At 40.5% G+C, this 19,966-nt stretch carries 20 protein-coding genes and 1 pseudogene; 11 read left to right on the plus strand and 10 right to left on the minus strand.

The features are described from left to right. Positions 1 to 482: 482 nt before the first annotated feature. A pseudogene (gene gnd / locus NXS09_RS10275) lies at positions 483 to 1,929 on the plus strand (decarboxylating NADP(+)-dependent phosphogluconate dehydrogenase). 77 nt (positions 1,930 to 2,006) lie between these two features. On the opposite strand, the gene NXS09_RS10280 reads toward gnd, so the two are convergent. Further along, positions 2,007 to 2,261 (minus strand): hypothetical protein, encoded by a 255-nt coding sequence (locus NXS09_RS10280; protein WP_259292429.1) that lies wholly within the window; start codon positions 2,259 to 2,261, stop codon positions 2,007 to 2,009. Positions 2,262 to 2,610: 349 nt separating this feature from the next. After that, positions 2,611 to 3,498, minus strand: coding sequence for a DegV family protein (locus NXS09_RS10285; protein ID WP_259292430.1), 888 nt, complete (start codon positions 3,496 to 3,498; stop codon positions 2,611 to 2,613). A gap of 361 nt (positions 3,499 to 3,859) precedes the next feature. Here NXS09_RS10285 and NXS09_RS10290 point away from each other — a divergent pair, with 361 nt between their 5' ends. Next, positions 3,860 to 4,351, plus strand: a complete 492-nt coding sequence (locus tag NXS09_RS10290) for a dihydrofolate reductase (protein WP_259292431.1) — start codon at positions 3,860 to 3,862, stop codon at positions 4,349 to 4,351. Between the two features lie 105 nt (positions 4,352 to 4,456). Here the strand turns inward: NXS09_RS10290 and NXS09_RS10295 are convergent, their stop codons facing one another. From NXS09_RS10295 to NXS09_RS10305, 3 genes are all read right to left on the minus strand, one after another. Further along, positions 4,457 to 5,188, minus strand: a complete 732-nt coding sequence (locus tag NXS09_RS10295; protein ID WP_259292432.1) for an LOG family protein — start codon at positions 5,186 to 5,188, stop codon at positions 4,457 to 4,459. 113 nt (positions 5,189 to 5,301) lie between these two features. After that, positions 5,302 to 6,549, minus strand: coding sequence for a M48 family metallopeptidase (locus NXS09_RS10300; protein WP_259292433.1), 1,248 nt, complete (start codon positions 6,547 to 6,549; stop codon positions 5,302 to 5,304). Between the two features lie 250 nt (positions 6,550 to 6,799). Continuing rightward, positions 6,800 to 7,750 (minus strand): D-2-hydroxyacid dehydrogenase, encoded by a 951-nt coding sequence (locus tag NXS09_RS10305; RefSeq protein WP_259292434.1) that lies wholly within the window; start codon positions 7,748 to 7,750, stop codon positions 6,800 to 6,802. Between the two features lie 202 nt (positions 7,751 to 7,952). On the opposite strand from NXS09_RS10305, the gene NXS09_RS10310 reads away from it, so the two are divergent. Then, entirely contained in the window at positions 7,953 to 8,279 is a 327-nt protein-coding gene (locus NXS09_RS10310; RefSeq protein ID WP_259292435.1) for an FKBP-type peptidyl-prolyl cis-trans isomerase, read from the plus strand. Between the two features lie 71 nt (positions 8,280 to 8,350). Here NXS09_RS10310 and NXS09_RS10315 read toward each other — a convergent pair whose 3' ends face one another. From NXS09_RS10315 to gap, 4 genes are all read right to left on the minus strand, one after another. Beyond that, entirely contained in the window at positions 8,351 to 9,004 is a 654-nt protein-coding gene (locus tag NXS09_RS10315) for a DUF799 domain-containing protein (RefSeq protein ID WP_259292436.1), read from the minus strand. Beyond that, entirely contained in the window at positions 9,004 to 9,372 is a 369-nt protein-coding gene (locus tag NXS09_RS10320; protein WP_259292437.1) for a DUF4810 domain-containing protein, read from the minus strand. Before NXS09_RS10320 ends, NXS09_RS10315 begins: the two co-directional genes overlap by 1 nt. A 17-nt stretch (positions 9,373 to 9,389) precedes the next feature. After that, a complete protein-coding gene (locus NXS09_RS10325; RefSeq protein ID WP_259292438.1) occupies positions 9,390 to 10,055 on the minus strand; it encodes a CsgG/HfaB family protein in 666 nt (221 codons plus the stop codon). 315 nt (positions 10,056 to 10,370) lie between these two features. Then, a complete protein-coding gene (gene gap / locus NXS09_RS10330; protein ID WP_259292439.1) occupies positions 10,371 to 11,378 on the minus strand; it encodes a type I glyceraldehyde-3-phosphate dehydrogenase in 1,008 nt (335 codons plus the stop codon). A 487-nt stretch (positions 11,379 to 11,865) separates the two neighbouring features. On the opposite strand from gap, the gene lpxC reads away from it, so the two are divergent. From lpxC to NXS09_RS10345, 3 genes are all read left to right on the plus strand, one after another. Further along, the gene (lpxC, locus tag NXS09_RS10335; protein ID WP_259292440.1) at positions 11,866 to 12,783 is read left to right on the plus strand and encodes a UDP-3-O-acyl-N-acetylglucosamine deacetylase; all 918 of its coding nucleotides are present in this window, start codon (positions 11,866 to 11,868) and stop codon (positions 12,781 to 12,783) included. A 315-nt stretch (positions 12,784 to 13,098) separates the two neighbouring features. Next, positions 13,099 to 13,335 (plus strand): hypothetical protein, encoded by a 237-nt coding sequence (locus NXS09_RS10340; RefSeq protein ID WP_259292441.1) that lies wholly within the window; start codon positions 13,099 to 13,101, stop codon positions 13,333 to 13,335. Beyond that, positions 13,332 to 14,159 carry a zeta toxin family protein gene (locus NXS09_RS10345; protein WP_259292442.1) on the plus strand — a complete coding sequence of 276 codons (828 nt, stop codon included), beginning with the start codon at positions 13,332 to 13,334 and terminating at the stop codon, positions 14,157 to 14,159. Before NXS09_RS10340 ends, NXS09_RS10345 begins: the two co-directional genes overlap by 4 nt. Before the next feature lie 70 nt (positions 14,160 to 14,229). On the opposite strand, the gene NXS09_RS10350 is transcribed toward NXS09_RS10345, so the two are convergent. Then, positions 14,230 to 14,562 (minus strand): zinc ribbon domain-containing protein YjdM, encoded by a 333-nt coding sequence (locus NXS09_RS10350; RefSeq protein ID WP_259292443.1) that lies wholly within the window; start codon positions 14,560 to 14,562, stop codon positions 14,230 to 14,232. A 122-nt stretch (positions 14,563 to 14,684) separates the two neighbouring features. Between NXS09_RS10350 and NXS09_RS10355 the strand changes: the two genes are divergently transcribed. From NXS09_RS10355 to NXS09_RS10375, 5 genes are all read left to right on the plus strand, one after another. Then, positions 14,685 to 15,602 carry a hypothetical protein gene (locus NXS09_RS10355; protein WP_259292444.1) on the plus strand — a complete coding sequence of 306 codons (918 nt, stop codon included), beginning with the start codon at positions 14,685 to 14,687 and terminating at the stop codon, positions 15,600 to 15,602. A 71-nt stretch (positions 15,603 to 15,673) separates the two neighbouring features. Beyond that, complete coding sequence (gene mnmE, locus NXS09_RS10360; protein ID WP_259292445.1) at positions 15,674 to 17,041, plus strand: tRNA uridine-5-carboxymethylaminomethyl(34) synthesis GTPase MnmE; 1,368 nt, start codon at positions 15,674 to 15,676, stop codon at positions 17,039 to 17,041. Between the two features lie 283 nt (positions 17,042 to 17,324). Then, positions 17,325 to 18,599 (plus strand): hypothetical protein, encoded by a 1,275-nt coding sequence (locus NXS09_RS10365; RefSeq protein ID WP_259292446.1) that lies wholly within the window; start codon positions 17,325 to 17,327, stop codon positions 18,597 to 18,599. 341 nt (positions 18,600 to 18,940) lie between these two features. Continuing rightward, a complete protein-coding gene (locus tag NXS09_RS10370) occupies positions 18,941 to 19,195 on the plus strand; it encodes a hypothetical protein (protein WP_259292429.1) in 255 nt (84 codons plus the stop codon). A gap of 344 nt (positions 19,196 to 19,539) precedes the next feature. Next, positions 19,540 to 19,800, plus strand: a complete 261-nt coding sequence (locus NXS09_RS10375; RefSeq protein ID WP_259292447.1) for a hypothetical protein — start codon at positions 19,540 to 19,542, stop codon at positions 19,798 to 19,800. Positions 19,801 to 19,966 lie beyond the last annotated feature (166 nt).

Raw genomic sequence — 19,966 nt, forward strand, 5'->3', positions numbered from 1 at the left:
ATTTTTCTCCCATCTGTTTTTACCGATATTTATTAAAAATATTGACTGATACTACAAAAATAATATAACTCAATGTTTAATATAAAATATTAATTTTTTACTATCCTTTAAAAAACCGCTTTCAGAAAAACAGTCTAATCGGGATAAGCCGTCTGAAAGCTGTGGATAACCATTTTATACTCCACAAACACTTAAAAAACGGAAAAACCGTCCACATTTTTCCGCAAAAGGAAAATAGGGTTTTCCCAAACTAAAAAATGTAAATAAAAAATTGAAATTAAAATAAAAAATAAGTTATCCACAAAAAAAACCATATTTCAATATCAATATCTTTTTATTATTTAAATATAAGTTGTAATGCTTTAAAAAGCAGGCTTTCAAATAAAACTGCTTTACTCAGCCTTTCCTTTTTAAGCGTTGTTTAACTACACCGAATCAGTTAAAGTTCACACTTAGGCATTCACATAAAAAAGGATTTTCCAATGAAAGGTGATATCGGCGTCATTGGTTTGGCCGTCATGGGTCAAAACCTGATTCTCAATATGAACGATAAAGGCTTCAAAGTTGTCGCATTTAATCGCACTGTTTCCAAAGTAGATAACTTTCTTAACGGTCCTGCTAAAGATACGGAAGTTATCGGTGCCCATTCTTTGCAAGAATTAGTCGATAAATTGGAAAAGCCCAGAAAAATTATGCTGATGGTTAGGGCCGGTGAAGTAGTAGACGACTTTATCAGCCAACTTGTTCCCCTCCTTGATAAAGACGATATTATTATTGACGGCGGCAATGCCAATTTCACCGATTCAACCCGCCGAACCCGCGAATTGGCTGAAAAAGGCATCCGTTTTATCGGTGCCGGTGTTTCCGGTGGTGAAGAGGGTGCACGACACGGCCCCTCGATTATGCCCGGCGGCAATGAAGAAGCCTGGCCTTATGTGAAACCGATTTTGCAGGCGATTGCGGCTAAAACGCCCGAAGGTGAGCCTTGTTGTGATTGGGTCGGCCGCGACGGTGCCGGACATTTTGTGAAAATGGTGCATAACGGCATTGAATACGGCGATATGCAGCTCATCTGTGAAGCCTATCAATTTATGAAAGACGGCTTAGGTTTGAATTATGAACAAATGCATGAGATTTTCAGCATTTGGAACCGCACCGAGCTGGATTCTTACTTAATTGAGATTACAGCCGATATTTTAGGCTTTAAAGATGAAAACGGTGAACCGCTGGTTGAAAAAATCTTGGATACTGCCGGCCAAAAAGGTACCGGTAAATGGACAGGCATCAATGCTTTAGATTTGGGCATTCCGCTTACATTGATTACCGAATCGGTATTTGCCCGCTGCGTATCGGCTTTAAAAGAACAGCGTACCCAAACAGGCAAATTGTTTAATAAAACCATCAAACCGGTGGAAGGCAATAAAACCGAATGGGTGGAAGCATTGCGCGAAGCATTGTTGGCATCCAAAATTATTTCGTATGCACAAGGTTTTATGTTGATTCGCGAAGCCAGTGAAAACCACGATTGGGCGTTAAACTACGGCAAAACCGCTTTATTGTGGCGTGAAGGCTGTATTATCCGCAGCGCATTTTTAGGCAATATCCGCGATGCTTATGAAACCAATCACGATTTGGTTTTCTTGGGCGCTGATCCTTATTTTAAAGAAATCATTGAAAACTGTTTGGATGCATGGCGTAAGGTTACCGCTAAAGCCATCGAATGCGGCATTCCCATGCCCTGTATGACTTCAGCCATCACATTCCTCGACGGTTATACCAGCGCGCTTACCGGCCAATCTGTTGCAAGCACAACGCGACTATTTCGGCGCGCATACCTATGAGCGCACCGATAAACCACGCGGTGAGTTTTTTCACACCAATTGGACGGGTAAAGGCGGCGATACCGCATCGACAACATACGATATTTAATTACATTGCCCGATAAGAAATAGGCCGTCTGAAAGTTTTACCTGCTTTCAGACGGCCTGTTTTTAATATTGTATTGATTAACGGGCTTCGGTACGGCCTAAATATTCGTAACCAGCAATTTCTTTTTCACCAGTGCTACCGGGAAAAACAAATCTAACCATATCATCATCTTTAGTAACCACTACCGGACCGTTATGTGAAACTTGCTCTAAACCGGCAATCGAGCCTGAATCGTTGGCATGGTTATATGCCGGCATATGGGCGCCTTTGGCAGAAGCGAAAGAAGTAACAAGAGTAGCTAAAGCGGCGAAAGTAAAGATTGTTTTTTTCATGATCATTGTCCTCATGTGTATTTTTATTGGGTTTTAAATATCAGGCAATGTTTTTTATCGGCTGCCTGTTTTGTTGATGTGTGTATTGTATTAAATAACTAATGGTTGATAAATAGCGATTTTATTGAATGTTCGTTTCTTAATAAGAAATCATTAAATATTGATAACCTATATAAAACCGGAAACTGCTATTTTTCAGACGGCCATATTTTTCACTATCGATAAAACCAATCTATATATACCCCATCACATCAATCGGAACGCCCGCAATATAAAACTACTTATTAAATCCCAAATAAAAGCCGTCTGAAAACTTTCAGACGGCCTTTTATTTCATGATGTTATCAAATTAATCGTGGAAGCGCTCAACGATACCGATACCTATGGCATCTAATCCCGTATATACCCCCACCGCCGGTGAAACCGGAATACCGTTTTCCAAATGCAAGCCGGTTTTTTTATTCAGCTTACAGGCAAATTTTTGGTAAAGCGCTTCATCGCCACAATAACCGCCCGAAATCACCAAATGGGTAGGATTTTTATCTGCCGTTATCACCATTAATGCTTCAATTAACCGGTCAATCATCTGATCATTGTTTTGAACACTGGCCAAATGTGAAATCCCTTTTTCATTAAAACGTAATACGGTTTTCAAGCCCAACCAGTCATTAACAGCCGCACCCATACGCAATAAACCATTATTTTTTGTTAGTGGTGTTAGCGATTGAACCGCCAAAAGTACGTCGCAACGTGATTTGAGCTTTTCTAAATAACCCACGACTTCGGCAGGTTTTTTCCCCAAAGAAAGCAAGCGGATCGCTTCCAACGCAAAAAAACCTTCCGGCATGGCAGTAGTGCCGGTATCGATTACATGAATCACCAAATCATTGGCCATTTCTTCTGCCAATTGACGTATTAATTCCGCTGTATCACTCAGCCGACTACTAATAGTGGTAACGATAGCTTCATGATAACCTTGTGATTTTAAATAATAAAATGTTTTACGCAAATATTCCATATCCGGCGGGGAAGTGGTAATCACTTCTTTAGGATGGTTGCGCAACCAATCTGAAAATTCCGCAGCCTTTAAATCCAATCCGTCCGCATATTTATGACCGCCCATATGAACGGATAAACGCAAAATATCAATAGGACTATTGCGGTCGAGAACACTGTCCAGCATACCGGTAGAAGTTGATAAAACAGCACAACGGTAGAGTGAATAAGAGCCGGCCACGATGTTTCCCTTCATTTCTTTAAAATAACTCATTCGTATAACAAAAATCAGATTATTCGCGTTGTGGCGGCACAACGCCAATATCTTTATTTTGTTTCTTTATAATAAAATAATCAGTTTGATTTAATCATAAGTGGTATTTTTTATTTTGTCCATGATTATCAATAACAAACTAATATCTAGAGTAAAATTTTTAGTGTTTAACAAATATTTCATTAAAAATAAACAACAAAATATTTAAATTAAATAAAATATTGATATCGGCATATAAAACTAAAATTGAGAAGAACAATGGCTTCAGACAATATTTTAATATTCGACTAAAATCCATTTATCCGAAAACCAACCTACGGAATAGCCCATGCAAAAAATCACCCTTATCGCTGCCTGCGCCCAAAACGGCTGCATCGGCATCAACAACACCATGCCTTGGCACCTGCCTGAAGACTTCGCTTTTTTCCGTGCGTATACCACCGGAAAGCCCGTTATTATGGGGCGCAAAACATGGGAATCCCTACCGAAAAAACCCCTACCCGGCCGCCGTAATATCGTGATTACCCGACAAGCAAACTATATTGCCGAAGGTGCGGAAACCACACCCTCTCTAAAAGATGCATTGGCAAAATGTGCCGATGCCGCTGAAATTATGATTATCGGCGGCGCGCAAATCTATGCCGAAGCACTCTCTGTTGCCACCGATTTACGCATCACGGAAATAGAACGGCAGATAGACGGTGATGCCTTTTTCCCGCCTATCGGCAAAGAATGGCAAATAAAAAGCCGGGAATCACACACGGCTGCAAACGGTACCGTATATGCTTTTGTGCATTATGAAAAACTAAATTCAATATAAATAAAAAAGAACTGAATCTGTTTGAAAATATGATTCAGTTCTTAATAAAATCAAAAATTTATTGATTTAATAAATAAATATAGACTAGTTTTCAGACGGCCTCTATTACAAACCCAATTCCCAAGTATTGTTTTGTGATTCACACATATTTTCTAAGCGGTCTTCATAGTGGGCGAAAATATGTTCGATGATTTCATCCTCATCATCAATCAGCTGGATTAAATCCAAGTCTTCCGGCGAAATCAGGCCGTTGCCGAGCAATTGTTCTTTAATCCAATCGAGCAGGCCTTTCCAGAAAGCGGAACCGACTAAAATAATCGGACGGCTGGGGGTTTTGCCGGTTTGCACCAATGTTAGACTTTCAAACAATTCGTCCATTGTGCCGAAACCGCCGGGCATCACCACATAGGCAACGGCATGTTTCACAAACATCACTTTGCGCGGGAAAAAATGTTGGAATTTAATCGATAAATTCTGATACGGATTGGCACTTTGTTCGTGCGGCAATACGATATTTAGTCCGACAGCCGGGCTTTTTCCGGCAAATGCACCTTTATTGGCCGCTTCCATAATGCCCGGCCCGCCACCTGAAATGACGGAAAAACCGGCGTCGGAAAGTTTACGCGACAGGCTTTCGGTAAACAGATAATCGGGGTGATCGGTTGATGTACGCGCACTGCCATAAATACTGACGGCAGGTTGAATCGCCCGCAACTCTTCGCCTGATTCGACAAACTCGGAAATGATTTTCAACACATGATACGATTCACGCGCCTGAATATCGCGGCGGGTTTCTTCCGATAAAATCGGTGCAGGTAATTTATGATAAAGATTCATAGTCTAACTTTCGCTTTAGGATGCGGCATTTTAACCGAATATGTGGGAAAAGGCCGTCTGAAAAATTGAATATGCTCAATTTAATGTTGGCCAACCATCATAATACAAACTGGCTATGAGGCCTTTTTCAAGGCGCTTATCCGTTCTCTTGCGCCCGGATGTGAGTCGTAAAAACGGGCATACCATTTGTCGGATACCAAACTGGCGGCATTGCTGCGGTAGAGTTTGATTAAGGCGTTAATCAAGTCGTTGCCGGAAGCGGTTTTGGCGGCGAAACGGTCGGCTTCAAATTCGTTTTTACGCGACATTAAACTGCTTAAAGGCGAAAACGGGAAGGTAAAAACCGGTAACACCATAAAAAACAGCAACAATGCCATAGCATGGCTGGGATAAGCGACCCCCAAACCTTGATAAAAAGCAGCTTGTGGCATGAGTAGCCCTAAAATAAACAAGATAACCAACGCCAAAACAAAAGTGATGATCATCTGTTTGACAATATGCTTATGTTTAAAATGGCCAAGTTCGTGCGCCAATACCGCTTCGACTTCGTCCGGCTGCATATCTTCAATCAGGGTATCGTAAAACACAATCCGCTTATTGGTGCCCAAGCCGGTGAAATAGGCATTACCGTGCCCCGAGCGTTTGCTGCCGTCCATTACAAAAATACCGTTGCTTTGAAAACCAGTGCGGCTGAGCAGGTTTTCAATTTGTTGTTTCAGACGGCCTTCGGGTAAAGGTTCGAAACGGTTAAACAAAGGCGCAATCCATTTTGGAAAAGCCCACAACATCAACATGGAAAAGCCGAGCCACACGCACCACACCCAAAGCCACCACAAGCTGCCGGTAACGCCCATTAAATAAATCACTACATACAATAGCGGCACGCCGATAACCGCACCCAATAATAAGCCTTTGAAACGGTCGGCAAAAAATGTAGCCGGGGTACTGCGGTTAAAGCCGAAGCGGGCTTCAAGTTTGAATGTCGAATACCATTCCATCGGTAGGCTGAGTATGCTGTTTACCAAAGTAAAAAGGGCAATCAGCAATACGCCTTGTGTGATAGGGCCGTCTGAAAACTTAATGCTTAATGCCGCCAAAACATTTAAACCGCCGCCCAATGTGAACACCAGCAATAAAAATGCTTCAAATAAAATTCGGTAGCGGGCAAAGCGTTGTTTCGCCAATGTGTAATCCGCGGCTTTCTGATGTTCTTCAAGCGATACGGCCGATGCAAAATCACTAGGCACATCGCCTCGATGTTTCAATACCGCACGGCTTTGGCGGATGGAAAGATACAGTTGTAGTAGAGTGGAAAGGGCGAAGAAAAATAAAAATAAGATATAGATGGTATGGTTATTCATTTAAAATATAAATCCAATAGAAACAATATTGTAGCGTAAACCCTACAATGTTTTAACCAATATACGGCTATACTGGCTTTAAATAAACCGCCTCAGTATAATAACTAACAGCAACTTTTCATAACTGTTTATCCTTTCGGAAAAACATGAAGTTCAGCCCTTGATTGATTTCAAGGGTTTTTTTTATATGCTTTTTTTATACTTTGAAGGCAGAAAATATCCGCCTTTCAGACGGCCTTTTGCTTATCCGTCAAACCACATTCTTAGGCGTTCCGGCAACAAATTGATTGATATTATCCAGCAAGATATCAAATAAACGGCTAGTCGCTTCATTGCTGCCCCATGCCATATGCGGCGTAATAATCAAATTCGGCAAACGGGCTTTTAGCAGCGGATTCCCATCACGCGGCGGCTCTTGCGTTAATACGTCCACACCCGCTCCGCCAAGGCCGCCGTATTTTAAAGCCGCCACCAAAGCATTTTCATCAACCAAACCGCCGCGGGCGCAATTAATCAATATGGCATCCATTTTCATCTGCTGTAATTCCGTTTCCCCAATCATATTGGTAGTTTCCGCCGTGAGCGGGCAATGTAGGGAAACCACATCGGCGGATTGAATGGCTTCATCAAAAGAAACATAATCCTCGCGCACGGTTTGCGCGTGTTTGTGTTCGCCGAATATCACTTTCATACCGAATGCCCGTGCAAAACCGGCCAAAGTGCGTCCGGTACTGCCACGCCCGAAAATAGCCAAGGTTTTGCCGTTCAAATTGCGTATCGGTGCACCGAAATGGCAGAAATAAGGCGATTTTTCCCACACCCCTGCTGCGATATCGCGCTGATAGGCCGGCAGATTGCGCATGAGCGCAATCATCAGCATAAAAGCATGTTCGGCAACGGAATCATTACCATAATTGCGGACATTGCATACGGTAACCCCCGCTTGATTAGCCGCCTGCATATCAATATGGTTTACACCGGTTGCACCTACGGCAATCAGTTTGAGATTTGGCGCGGCGGCAATGCTGTTTTTATCCATCACCACTTTATTGGTAACCACAATATCCGCTTCTTGAATACGCTCGGCGGTTTGTTCGGGCAGCGTATTTTCATATTCTTTGATTTCAAATGGAAAATCAAAGGCAAATGCCCCGCCCGGCAATGTGCCTCTATCCAATACCACAACTTTTAAAGTATTCATTCTTTCCCTTTCCATCACATCATATTATGCGTTTTTATATCGCTGATTATGATACAAGACAAGCCATCGCAAAACACAAAGCGTTTCCGTGTTTCTTCAATATGAAGCATTTATGATGGCAATAACCGGCTTACGGTTTTTTCACCGCCGGCTCTATGCTATCCTTGCGGCGTGTATAAACCGATAAAGAAAGTAAAACACCATGAGTTTGAAAATTGAAGACATCGTTACCGGACACGGTACCGAAGCCGTTAAAGGCAAAGAAATCACCGTGCATTACACCGGTTGGTTGGAAGACGGCACCAAGTTCGATTCCAGCTTAGACCGCCGCCAACCGCTCACCATCACTTTAGGCGTCGGCCAAGTGATTGAAGGCTGGGACGAAGGCTTCGGCGGCATGAAAGAAGGCGGTAAACGTAAACTGACGATTCCACCGGAAATGGGCTACGGCGCACACGGTGCCGGCGGCGTGATTCCGCCTAATGCCACTTTGATTTTTGAAGTGGAATTATTGAAAGTTTATGAATAAAACGTTTTGTTTTATCTGATATAAAAGTGGCCGTCTGAAATCTTTCAGACGGCCTTTATAATCAAGATCGATTATTTATTATGTTGGGTATGATAATGAGGCGATCTTGGCCCGTACAAAATGCCTTTGGGCGTACCGGCCGACAACAAACGTGAACCTGTCATCTGCGCAATATCATAACCTCTATCGCTCACCGAGCTGGCAATCTGTTCAACCACGGCCTGCACCAAGGCACCCAATAAACCCGCTTGGCTACTGCCTCTTTCAAGCGTAGAAGCGGTTGCCGAACCCGTCCACAATTCCTTACCGGTACGGGCATCGACCAGTTTCGCTTCGGCACTGACACGGGTATCGCTTTGAATCACCATAAATTTCGTGCCATATTCGGTTACTTTAATATACAAAACCGCATCGGCACCGAAAATCTGATTCAATTTATCCAGTTGCACATCATGAATATCGGCCGGATTGGTTAAACCGTTTTGTTTAAACGTTTCTTGTACCACCGCTACCGGGAAAACATAATAACCGGATTCGGCCAAAGGCAAGGTAACCGCAGAAGCCATGCCCGCCGTTGCGTTAACATCGGGGGATTCGTTTAAAGGTGGTAAAACCAGAATCGATTTGGGATCGCTTTCTTTAAAAGCCGTGTAATCATACGGTTGTGTGGCACAAGCCGATAATGCTAAAGCGGCCACCAAAGGCAATAATTTTAAGCTGCGCATTATAATTGACCTCCACGGGCATTTTTCAACAAGAAGTCCATAAATACACCGGACTCTGGAAATAATTGTTTTTCTTGTTCAAAATGTTCGATAGCCTCATCAGTGTTGCCGCTATCAATCATCAGCAAACCCATATGGGCATGAGCACCGGGGGCAACGTTTTGTTTTTTACTTTGCGCTTTCTTAAAATATTTCGTCATTTCATCAATTTGTTTGCCTAGCGGTTCGCCGTCACTCTTCATATGTTGATAAACGGTTTCGCTGTTATCACCCCAATAATAGAGCTTTTTATTACCGCCCATCGAACAACCGGCCAAAACCATTGCAGCCGCCACCATCATGACATATTTCATTTTATGCATTTTCATGTTCAGACGGCCTCTTATTAACGTACAGGTGTCCAAGCGCCGTTTTCAATACCGGCTACCAAATTATTCACGGCTTCACGGATGGCTAAATCCAATACTTTGCCGTTTAAAGTTGCGTCGTAACCGGAAGTACCGCCAAAGCCGATAATTTCACGGTTTGATAATGAGTATTCACCGGCTCCTTGAACCGAATATACGATTTCGGAAGTACGCACATTCACCACGTTCAAAGCCACTTTGGCATAGGCGATTTGCGATTTACCACGGCCTAAAATACCGAAGAGCTGATGATCGCCGACATCTTTACGGCCGAATTCGGTTACATCGCCGGTAATCACAAAATCAGCCCCTTTTAATGCCTGACCACGACCACTAATATTGGCTTCTTGTTTCAAAGCGCTCAATTCGGTGCGGTTCAATACATTAAAGCGGTTGGTTTGCTGCAAATGCGTTACCAAAATGGTTTTAGCCTGGCTACCCAAACGGTCTTGGCCGTCTGAAAACACACCTCTTTGGAAGCTGGAACGGTTATCGAAATTGCCCACCGAAATAGGCGCACGAACACCGTGATATTGCGTGTTGTAAGAAGCGACTTTCGCCACTTCGACCACATGAGAAGATTCGGTTGCACAACCGGCAGCCGACAAAGCCACGGCAATGGCTAAGAAAATTTTTTGATTCATAAAAATACTACTTTCTACAAAACGTAAGAAATAACAAAACGATATCAACCCGTTGTATAAGCCGCGTTTATATCGCCAATTTACAGCAATCTAAAATTGATTACTCAGGTTAAAACTTATCAATATTTAATTTTATATTTCGTAAATTAACATTTATATCATACGTTTATAAAGAGAACAACAGAATTTTTTACTTTACATCAATAATTAGTTTTATAAAAAATTATCTTTATAAAATATAATGTTAAGTATAAATATTCCATATAAAAAGGCCGTCTGAAACCTTTCAGACGGCCTTTATTATTCTGTAAAAGATTATTTTTTAATCAATTTACCAAAATGAGCCAATACGCGTATCAACTGGCAAACATAAGACATTTCATTATCATACCAAGTAACTGTTTTCACCAATTGTTTATCGCCTACTGTCATCACTTTTGTTTGCGTGGCATCAAACATAGAACCGGCTTCAAGGCCGATTACATCGGAAGACACAATCGGATCTTCGTTATAAGCATAAATTTCATTGGCTGCTTCTTTCATAGTCGCATTGATTTCTTCAGCCGTTACGGAACGTTCCAATACAGAAAACAATTCTGCTAAAGAACCGGTAGCTACCGGCACACGTTGCGCCGCACCATCTAATTTACCCTTCAGTTCGGGAATCACCAAACCTATGGTTTTTGCCGCACCGGTCGTATTCGGAACAATATTTTCTGCGGCCGCACGGGCGCGGCGGAAATCACCTTTGCGATGTGGTGCATCAAGCGTATTCTGATCGCCGGTATATGCGTGAATAGTTGTCATTAACCCTTCGACAATACCAAATTTTTTATGCAAAACATCAACCATCAATGCCAATGCATTAGTGGTACAGGAAGCGGCGGAAATCACCGTTTCACTACCATCTAAAGTATTTTCGTTCACACCGTAAACAATGGTTTTGATATCGCCGCCGGGCGCGGAAAGAATCACTTTTTTAGCACCGGCCTGAATGTGTTTTTCGGCTTTTTCTTTTTTATTAAAGAATCCGGTACATTCCAGCACTACATCAACACCCAACTCAGCCCAGGGCAGATTTTCAGGATTCGGTTCGGAAAGCACTTTTACTTCTTTACCGTTTATCACCATAGCATTATCTTTTAATACCGCTTCCCCCTGAAAACGGCCCTGCATGGTGTCGTATTTAAACAGGTGCAACAGCATATCGGCAGGTGTTAAATCATTCACGGCCACAACTTCAAAATCTTTGTGATCAATCATTTTGCGCAAAACCAAGCGACCGATACGGCCGAAACCGTTGATAGCAACTTTAATGCTCATTTATTTGCTCCTTATTGTAAAATTTTTAAATCAATGTACCCTTTGTATCATGAAATAAAATTACTTCCTAGTGTTATTTTTATAAAAATACATAAAATGTGATTCAAGTTAAGTAAATAAATTATCTAAACTATTGAAAATAAGCTATTTAATATAATTTAAAATATAACCGGATAATGATAATGAGCCGTTGTTATTTTTGTGGATAACCCTATTTTAAATATTAAAAACAATATTCTATTTTAAAAAAAGATTGTGAGCAGGTATTTTTAAATAATACCGTAACTAACGAATAAAAACTGAAATAAAATTTCATTGTATGGATAAAATTCACTTATCCACATTTTTTACACCAAGATATCCAAAAGCTAAAATAGCCGATAGACAAGGTTTTTATCTTGTAATAAGTAAATACTATTAAAAATATTATGTTGTTGGTTCTATTTTATCGTATTATCAAAACAAGCAAGAAACTAAGGACAACAATATGCTGCAAAGAACACTGGCAAAATCCATTCATGTTACCGGTGTCGGCCTCCATTCCGGCGAACGTGTCGCGCTTACCCTGCATCCGGCAGCGGAAAACAGCGGCGTTTCCTTCCGCCGTACCGATTTAACAGGGGAACAAAGCGAAGTGATTCCGTTAACGCCTTATCTGATTAACGATACCCGCTTATCGTCAACCATCGTTACCGAAAACGGCGTCCGTGTCGGCACCATCGAACATATTATGTCTGCATTGGCTGCTTATGGTGTGGATAATGTATTAATCGAATTAAACGCACCCGAAATCCCGATTATGGACGGCTCAAGCCTGCCGTTTATTTATCTGCTGCAAGATGCCGGTATTGTTGATCAGAAAGCGCAAAAACGCTTTTTGAAAGTTTTAAAAACAATAGAAATCAAAGAACCCGGAAAATGGGTACGCTTCACGCCCTATAATGGCTTTAAAGTAACCCTAACCATTGAATTCGACCATCCCGTATTCAACCGCAGCAATCCGACTTTTGAAATTGATTTTGCCGGTAAATCCTATGTCGACGAAATCGCCCGCGCCCGTACGTTTGGTTTTATGCAGGAAGTCGAGCTGATGCGCTCCCACAATCTCGGCTTGGGCGGCAATCTTTCCAATGCCATTGTGATTGATGATACCGATGTTTTAAACCCTGAAGGTTTGCGCTATCCGGATGAATTTGTGCGCCATAAAATCTTAGATGCTATTGGCGATTTATATATTTTAGGTCATCCGATTATCGGCGCTTTTGAAGGCTATAAATCCGGCCATGCCATTAACAATGCTTTATTGCGCGCTATTTTAGCCGATGAAACCGCTTATGAATGGGTCGAATTCCCCAACGATAAAGACTTGCCGGCTGCATTCCACGGTTTGCCTAATGTCGCCTGATAATCAAACCTAAATAAAAAAGCCGTCTGAAAACCTTTCAGACGGCTTTTTTCTATTCAATATAAATCGGGCTTTTATAAAAAATAAAAAAGCATGGAACTTTATTTCAACAGGATTGCTCCATTTTAATACTTATTTTAAATAAGTAGATAAATATTATAACCATAAACAATGATTTTTCTTTATAAATCATAATAATATAAAAGTAATATTATTTCTTAACCAAAACGAGCTCTGCTATTTTGCAGGCCGTTTTTATACTTTATTACACAAAAACATTTTTGCATTTTAAATTATTTGCACCGGAGTATGGCAATGTTAAAACCGTTTGAATATGAAGTCGCCATTGAAATTTTAGGGCAAAGCCAACAAACCTTGGTGAATGAGATTTTTAACGAATCCGAAAAAGACCAACCAAACGAGAAATATTTAAAATTTTTAGAAGCAAAACAAAAATTGGTTGATGATTTAATGGATGAATTAGATCTTGATGATGAATATATTATTAAACGTTTATTGGATAAAGACGACGTGATAAGGGAATTATTATGACTTCACAACCTCAATATAAACCATTATCTGATAATCAGAGCAAAACCATTGTTGAAAGATTTTATCAACACCGTATCGATAAAGCATCACAGCATAATAAACCGATTGCCATTTTGGTTTCCGGCCAACCCGGTGCCGGAAAAACCCAAATAGCGGTTCAAATTAAAAAAGAGCTGCGCAAAAGCGGTGGTTATATTCATGTTGATGCCGACCGTATGCGGGAAAAACTGCCTAAAGGCAAAAATAAATTTCCATCTGAAGTTACTCAGGCAGATGCCGGAAAATTGGTGGCTTTATTGCGAAATCAAGTGATTGCCAACCATTACAATTTTGTTGAAGAAGGCACATTCAGAAACCCCGATCAAGTGGGCGCTTTTGTGGATAAATTGAAAGCAAAAGGCTATCAAGTAGAAATGATGATAGTTGCCGTTCATTTTGAACAAAGTATTTTAGGCATCTATCAACGCTATGAACTGCAAGTAAACGCCCATGCCCATTCGCCGAGATTGGTTCCGGATGATTATCACCGTTTAGCCTTTAACGGCTTTACCGAAACCGTTAAAAACCAAGCAAAACAATTTGACCGTATCAGAGTGGTAACACGGGCAGGCCAAATTCTTTTTGATTCATTATCACCGGAAGAAAAAAGAACGCCTTATGAAGCTTTGATTCAAGGTCGGGAAATGGATGAGCAGGCCATTTTAGAATTGAAAAACGGCTGGGAAAATATATTAAATTCGGCTCAAAACAGAAACGCCGATAAAGATTATCTTGCCAAGATTATGAAAAATTTAGATAGGGTTAAGCAATTGCTAAACCATTAATTTATTATAATCATATAATTAAAGGCCGCCTGAAACCTTTCAGACGGCCTTTTTTATTCAAGCATAGCAATCAGGCTTTTTTCACAAATTCCGATTTCAGATTCATTGAGCTGCCATCAATACGGCAGGCAATATCATGATCACCTTCCTGCAAACGGATACCTTTCACTTTAGTACCCTGTTTAATCACCATCGAGCTGCCTTTCACCTTTAAATCTTTAATCAAAACCACCGTATCACCATCGGCCAGCGGCGTACCATTGGCATCTTTTACCGACAAAACGTCTTCGCTATCGGCCGCTTCGCCTTCCTGCCATTCATAAGCACATTCGGGGCAGACAAGCTGGATGCCGTCGTGATAAGTGAATTCCGAGCTACACTGCGGGCAGGCGGGAAAAGTCATATTGTGTTCCTTAAATATCATTATTTTAAAAACGGCATTATAAGCGATAACACTTATTGGCACTTGGCTATTTTATGATAGTATTTTTGGATGATGATTTTTAATTTTATATGGGTAGAGTTATGGCAGATAAAAACGAATTAGAAAAACCTTTTAAAGATCAATTTATAGTTAGGGGATTTTTTTATAAAAATTCAAGCGGGGTTAAATTTAGAAGATATTTAGAGATAATAAGAAAAGAATTTTATGAAGAATTTTATGACGAAAAAAATGATAAGTTTAAAGATGATTTTAAAAAAGAAGATAATGATTTAAATGTGATTATGATGAATCCGGGAGGGGGTAGGCCTAAAGATAAAGATATAGACAAAGATAAAGATAAATATAAAGATAGAAGTAATGAATTACCAGAACCAAAAGAAATGGAGTTTGTAACGGCAATTCCTGACGATACTCAATATCAAATAATGAGAGTCATGAATCAATGTGAACCTAAATTAAACTATGCTAAAGTTATTAATCTATCTGATTTTATGAATTCTAAGAGTACCGATTTTATTCATTTTTATTTCAATAATTTCTCCAATAATAATGAACTTGATAAAATAAAAGAACGTTTAGTAAAAAAATATAAAGAAGATAAAGAATATAAAGAAAAAGTAAAAGAAATCCAACAATATTTGAATAAAAATGGTTTGGATAATAAAGAAAATAAAATTTATTCAATATTTTTAGATGACCCAAAAAAATTTTTAAAAGAATATTTAAATCCTGATGAAGTTTTTATTTTAGCATGGGGTGTTGATGATAAATTATTAGAAATTAGAAAATTAGCATATGAAAGAATCTATGAAGTCTTTGGCAATAAAATTAAAGTTGTTGGATTAGAAAGCAAGGATAATAAGGATAATTATGCATTTTACCATCCTTTACCACAAAGTAATCCAAAAAGCATAATATTATGGCCATATAAAATAACTGATAAAATAAAGAAAAAACAATATCTAAAACCAATACCTGAAACCAAAAATAACACATAACCACAAAGGCCGTCTGAACCCTTTTCAGACGGCCTTTTGCTATACTAATATTATTTTTTGAGAATATCCTTATGCTTCCGTCTAATCCCACGATTGCCGCTATTGCCACCGCGCCCGGGCGCGGCGGTGTCGGCGTTATCCGTTTATCCGGTAAAAACCTGCTGCCGTTGGCGCAAGAAATCAGCGGCGGCAAAAGCCCTAAGCCACGTGTTGCCCTTTATACCGATTTTTTTGATTCAGACGGCCAAGCCATTGATAACGGCCTGATGCTTTATTTTGCCGCCCCTGCCAGCTTTACCGGTGAAGACGTTATCGAGCTGCAAGGGCATGGCGGGCCGGTGGTGATGGATATATTGCTACAACGCTGCCTGCAATTGGGCGCGCGTATGGCCGAGCCGGGTGAATTTACCAAACGCGCTTTTCTCAACAATAAACTGGATTTGGCGCAGGCGGAAAGTGTGGCCGACCTGATTGATGCTTCCAGCCGTTCTGCCGCCCGTATGGCCGTGCGTTCGTTAAAAGGCGCATTCTCGCAACATATCCACACTTTGGTCGATGAACTGATTACCCTGCGCATGTTGGTCGAAGCAACATTAGACTTTCCCGAAGAAGACATTGATTTTCTCGAAGCCGCCGATGCCCGCGGCAAACTGGCCAATCTGCAAAGCCGTCTGAAAACCGTAATCGACAGTGCCCAACAGGGCGCGATTTTGCGTGAGGGCATGAATGTGGTTTTGGTGGGCGCGCCCAATGTCGGCAAATCCAGCCTGCTGAATGCTTTGGCCGGCGATGATATTGCGATTGTTACCGATATTGCCGGCACCACCCGCGATACGGTACGCGAACAAATCACGCTCGACGGCGTGCCGGTTCATATTATCGACACCGCGGGCTTGCGCGAAACCGATGATGTTGTCGAAAAAATCGGTATCGAGCGCAGCCAAAAGGCGGTTAGCGAGGCCGATGTTGCGCTGATTCTGATTGATCCGCGCGAGGGCATTAATGCCAAAACACAGGCAATACTCAACGGCTTGCCGGATGGCCTGAAAAAAATCGAAATCCACAATAAAAGCGATTTAACCGGCGAAACAGTGCGCCTGATTTCAGACGGCCAATCAACCGAAACCGGCGCCGATACGCTGATTAAACTTTCTGCCAAAACCGGCGAGGGTTTGGATTTGCTCAAACAGGCATTATTAAAAGAAATCGGCTGGCAGGGCGAAAGCGAAAGCCTGTTTTTAGCCCGTAGCCGCCACCTTACCGCCCTACACGCGGCAGAAATCGAATTGGAAAATGCCGCGCTATGCGGCAACGACCAAATCGAATTGCTGGCCGAGCATTTGCGTTTGGCACAAGCGGCTTGTAGTGAAATTACAGGTGAGTTTACGGCAGATGATTTATTGGGTGTTATCTTTTCCAGATTCTGCATCGGTAAATAACAAGCCGTATAAAATAGGCCGTCTGAAATGAAAGGTTTCAGACGGCCTAATTATTTGAAATATAGCAACTTTCCTATTTCCTATTATTTTTAGCGATTTTCCAAGATAAATATTCTTAATCACAGTGCTTTATATCAGGCCGCTAACAGCATAAATCCAACGTGATTAGCCTTTATCAAAAACCTATGATGTTTAACTTTAATTGTTGGATAAAAATAAATAATTCATGCATAATTAAATTTTCTTTGAAAAAATTAAACCAATTTAATAAAAGGTAAAAATAATGAAGAAAACTTTATTGGCCGTTACTGCAGCGGTTTTAGGCTTAAGTGCATGTAGCAATTTAAATAATAAAACGCCGCAAGAAATGATGACCATTTCGATGGAACGAAGCCTCACAAAAGATTACAGCTACAATTTTGAAAGCAATGCACGCTTTTTCTTAAGTGATAAAGATAAAGGTTTAGCTCCCGAAATGGCGGCTGAAATGGCAGCCGAAACAGAAAAAAAATTTCATGATAAGCTGGATAATTCTGAATCAGAGATAGAATTATCTGAAATCCATGATTTGATAAAAGAAAGATTTGGTAGAACAGTGGTGGATTTTGCACAAAGCCGCCCTGTTATGACGGAATATTTTCAAAATGTACAGATCAATATGAAAGGTGCTGTGGATTTACATGCTGAAAAAATAGAGTTTATTCCCGAAATTGTGAATAACAATAAAAATGAATACAGCAAAATACAAATTCCGATGCTTTTAGATGGAAAAAATATGACGGTAACAGTGGATTTACCCGCCACTTTGCCAATGTTGTTGGATATTTTTCTAGAGAATAAAGAATTAACCCAAAGATTGGCAGGGCAGGGTATCCGGCTTGATTGGAAAGACTTGGATAAAGCAGAAATCCCTCTACGCTCCGCTATTAAAGCATTTATTAAATCAAGTTATACCGCATACAAAGACATTCCGTCCGATGCCTATCAATTAATCGATATGGACAAATTTGGTAGACAGGCCGGTGCCAAATATCACATTAATATTATATGGAATAATGAAAACCTAAAAACATACTACGATAATCTTTATCGCGACTTCGATAATGAACTGACCCGCATGCAGCAAGAAGATTTTGAAAAAGGGGCAACTGAAGAAGGATATCAACAGGTGCATGAAATTGTTGCGAAGATATTCGGAAAAACAACAGAACAAGATGCCGATAGTGGAAGCTATACTTTCAATTTCTTTGAAAGAATATTCGGCAGCCCTATGATTGAAAGCATCTATTTAGACGGCAAAGGCCGTATGGTTGCCCGTCGTACTTACTCACAGGTTAATGGTGAAGAAAAAGCGATTAATATTGAAATGTCGACGCGCTTAAACCATTTTGGTAATCCGGTGTTTACATTCCAGCCTGATCAAGAAAAAGTTGTAACCTTGCCTGAATTAATAGGTGCATTCAAATTAGGCCCGACTAATGTAGATGAAGATCAAGAAGAAGATGATGAAAATATTAGATCTCTGAATACATTTGAAGGCGAAGAAATACAAGAATAATCACTAATATGCTTAGGCCGTCTGAAATTTTTCAGACGGCTTTTTATTTGGGATTTAATAAGTAGTTTTATATTGCGGGCGTCTCGATTGATGTGATGGGGATATACAGATTGGTTTTATCGATAGTGAAAAATATGGCCGTCTGAAAAATAGCAGTTTCCGGTTTTATATGGGTTATCAATATTTAATAGTTTCTTATTAAGAAATGAATATTCAATAAAATAGCTATTTATCAACCATTAGTTATTTCATACAATACACACATCAACAAAACAGGCAGCCGATAAAAAACATTGCCTGATATTTAAAACCCAATAAAAATACACATGAGGACAATGATCATGAAAAAAACAATCTTTACTTTCGCCGCTTTAGCTACTCTTGTTACTTCTTTCGCTTCTGCCAAAGGCGCCCATATGCCGGCATATAACCATGCCAACGATTCAGGCTCGATTGCCGGTTTAGAGCAAGTTTCACATAACGGTCCGGTAGTGGTTACTAAAGATGATGATATGGTTAGATTTGTTTTTCCCGGTAGCACTGGTGAAAAAGAAATTGCTGGTTACGAATATTTAGGCCGTACCGAAGCCCGTTAATCAATACAATATTAAAAACAGGCCGTCTGAAAGCAGGTAAAACTTTCAGACGGCCTGTTTATATAGGTTGATTTTATAGTGAATTATGAATAAGCATAAGTTGTTTGGAAAATCAGATTTTTAATCTTGCATGGCTGAATATGGATTTAAAAAATCATAATGGTTATAGAGGGTATCATCCTTTAATCATTTCTCATTAAGAAACGAATGTTAAATGAAAATGGTATTTATCGGGGATGTGTTGTTTTATACAATACACACACAAACAAGACAGACGGCAGATTTCAAATGTTGCCGAATGCTAAACTAAATGCCAAACACATATACGTCAGAGGATTTTCATTATGAAAAAAACCGTACTTACTTTCGCCGCTTTAGCTACTTTCGCCGCTTCTTTTGCTTCCGCCCGCGGCGCTCATATGCCTAAATATGACCATGCTAACGATTCAGGCCCGATTGCAGGGTTACAAGCAGTGCAACATGAAGGTATGATTCGCGCGCGTAAAAATGATGACAGCGTTAAATTTATTGCGCCCCGTGGACAAACTTCCGATGCGGTTTTCCAATACCACTATGACCACTTAGGCCGTACCGAAAGCCGCTAATAAATATTGACTACAAGATTAAAAAGGCCGTCTGAAACCTTGAACTGCACCCCAAAAGTTGGACACCCCTCCAACCCATTAAGGTGCAGTTTTCTTATGAGCAAATATACATTAGACTTTAAATACCAAGCCGTACAATATTATCAGTGTGTACGCAGCCAACAGC

This window comes from Neisseria montereyensis (assembly GCF_024834045.1).
In the GTDB taxonomy this organism is placed as follows: Bacteria; Pseudomonadota; Gammaproteobacteria; order Burkholderiales; family Neisseriaceae; genus Neisseria; species Neisseria montereyensis.

Bases quoted from the DNA above. Each gene is read 5' to 3' on its own strand.
- gap (WP_259292439.1), bottom strand. From the start codon at position 11,378: ATGAGCATTAAAGTTGCTATCAACGGTTTCGGCCGTATCGGTCGCTTG.
- NXS09_RS10355 (WP_259292444.1), top strand. From the start codon at position 14,685: ATGGCAGATAAAAACGAATTAGAAAAACCTTTTAAAGATCAATTTATA.
- NXS09_RS10375 (WP_259292447.1), top strand. From the start codon at position 19,540: ATGAAAAAAACCGTACTTACTTTCGCCGCTTTAGCTACTTTCGCCGCT.
- NXS09_RS10345 (WP_259292442.1), top strand. From the start codon at position 13,332: ATGACTTCACAACCTCAATATAAACCATTATCTGATAATCAGAGCAAA.
- NXS09_RS10280 (WP_259292429.1), bottom strand. From the start codon at position 2,261: ATGAAAAAAACAATCTTTACTTTCGCCGCTTTAGCTACTCTTGTTACT.
- NXS09_RS10310 (WP_259292435.1), top strand. From the start codon at position 7,953: ATGAGTTTGAAAATTGAAGACATCGTTACCGGACACGGTACCGAAGCC.
- NXS09_RS10300 (WP_259292433.1), bottom strand. From the start codon at position 6,549: ATGAATAACCATACCATCTATATCTTATTTTTATTTTTCTTCGCCCTT.
- NXS09_RS10315 (WP_259292436.1), bottom strand. From the start codon at position 9,004: ATGCGCAGCTTAAAATTATTGCCTTTGGTGGCCGCTTTAGCATTATCG.
- NXS09_RS10295 (WP_259292432.1), bottom strand. From the start codon at position 5,188: ATGAATCTTTATCATAAATTACCTGCACCGATTTTATCGGAAGAAACC.
- NXS09_RS10325 (WP_259292438.1), bottom strand. From the start codon at position 10,055: ATGAATCAAAAAATTTTCTTAGCCATTGCCGTGGCTTTGTCGGCTGCC.
- NXS09_RS10305 (WP_259292434.1), bottom strand. From the start codon at position 7,750: ATGAATACTTTAAAAGTTGTGGTATTGGATAGAGGCACATTGCCGGGC.
- NXS09_RS10340 (WP_259292441.1), top strand. From the start codon at position 13,099: ATGTTAAAACCGTTTGAATATGAAGTCGCCATTGAAATTTTAGGGCAA.
- NXS09_RS10365 (WP_259292446.1), top strand. From the start codon at position 17,325: ATGAAGAAAACTTTATTGGCCGTTACTGCAGCGGTTTTAGGCTTAAGT.
- NXS09_RS10320 (WP_259292437.1), bottom strand. From the start codon at position 9,372: ATGAAAATGCATAAAATGAAATATGTCATGATGGTGGCGGCTGCAATG.
- lpxC (WP_259292440.1), top strand. From the start codon at position 11,866: ATGCTGCAAAGAACACTGGCAAAATCCATTCATGTTACCGGTGTCGGC.
- NXS09_RS10370 (WP_259292429.1), top strand. From the start codon at position 18,941: ATGAAAAAAACAATCTTTACTTTCGCCGCTTTAGCTACTCTTGTTACT.
- mnmE (WP_259292445.1), top strand. From the start codon at position 15,674: ATGCTTCCGTCTAATCCCACGATTGCCGCTATTGCCACCGCGCCCGGG.
- NXS09_RS10290 (WP_259292431.1), top strand. From the start codon at position 3,860: ATGCAAAAAATCACCCTTATCGCTGCCTGCGCCCAAAACGGCTGCATC.
- NXS09_RS10350 (WP_259292443.1), bottom strand. From the start codon at position 14,562: ATGACTTTTCCCGCCTGCCCGCAGTGTAGCTCGGAATTCACTTATCAC.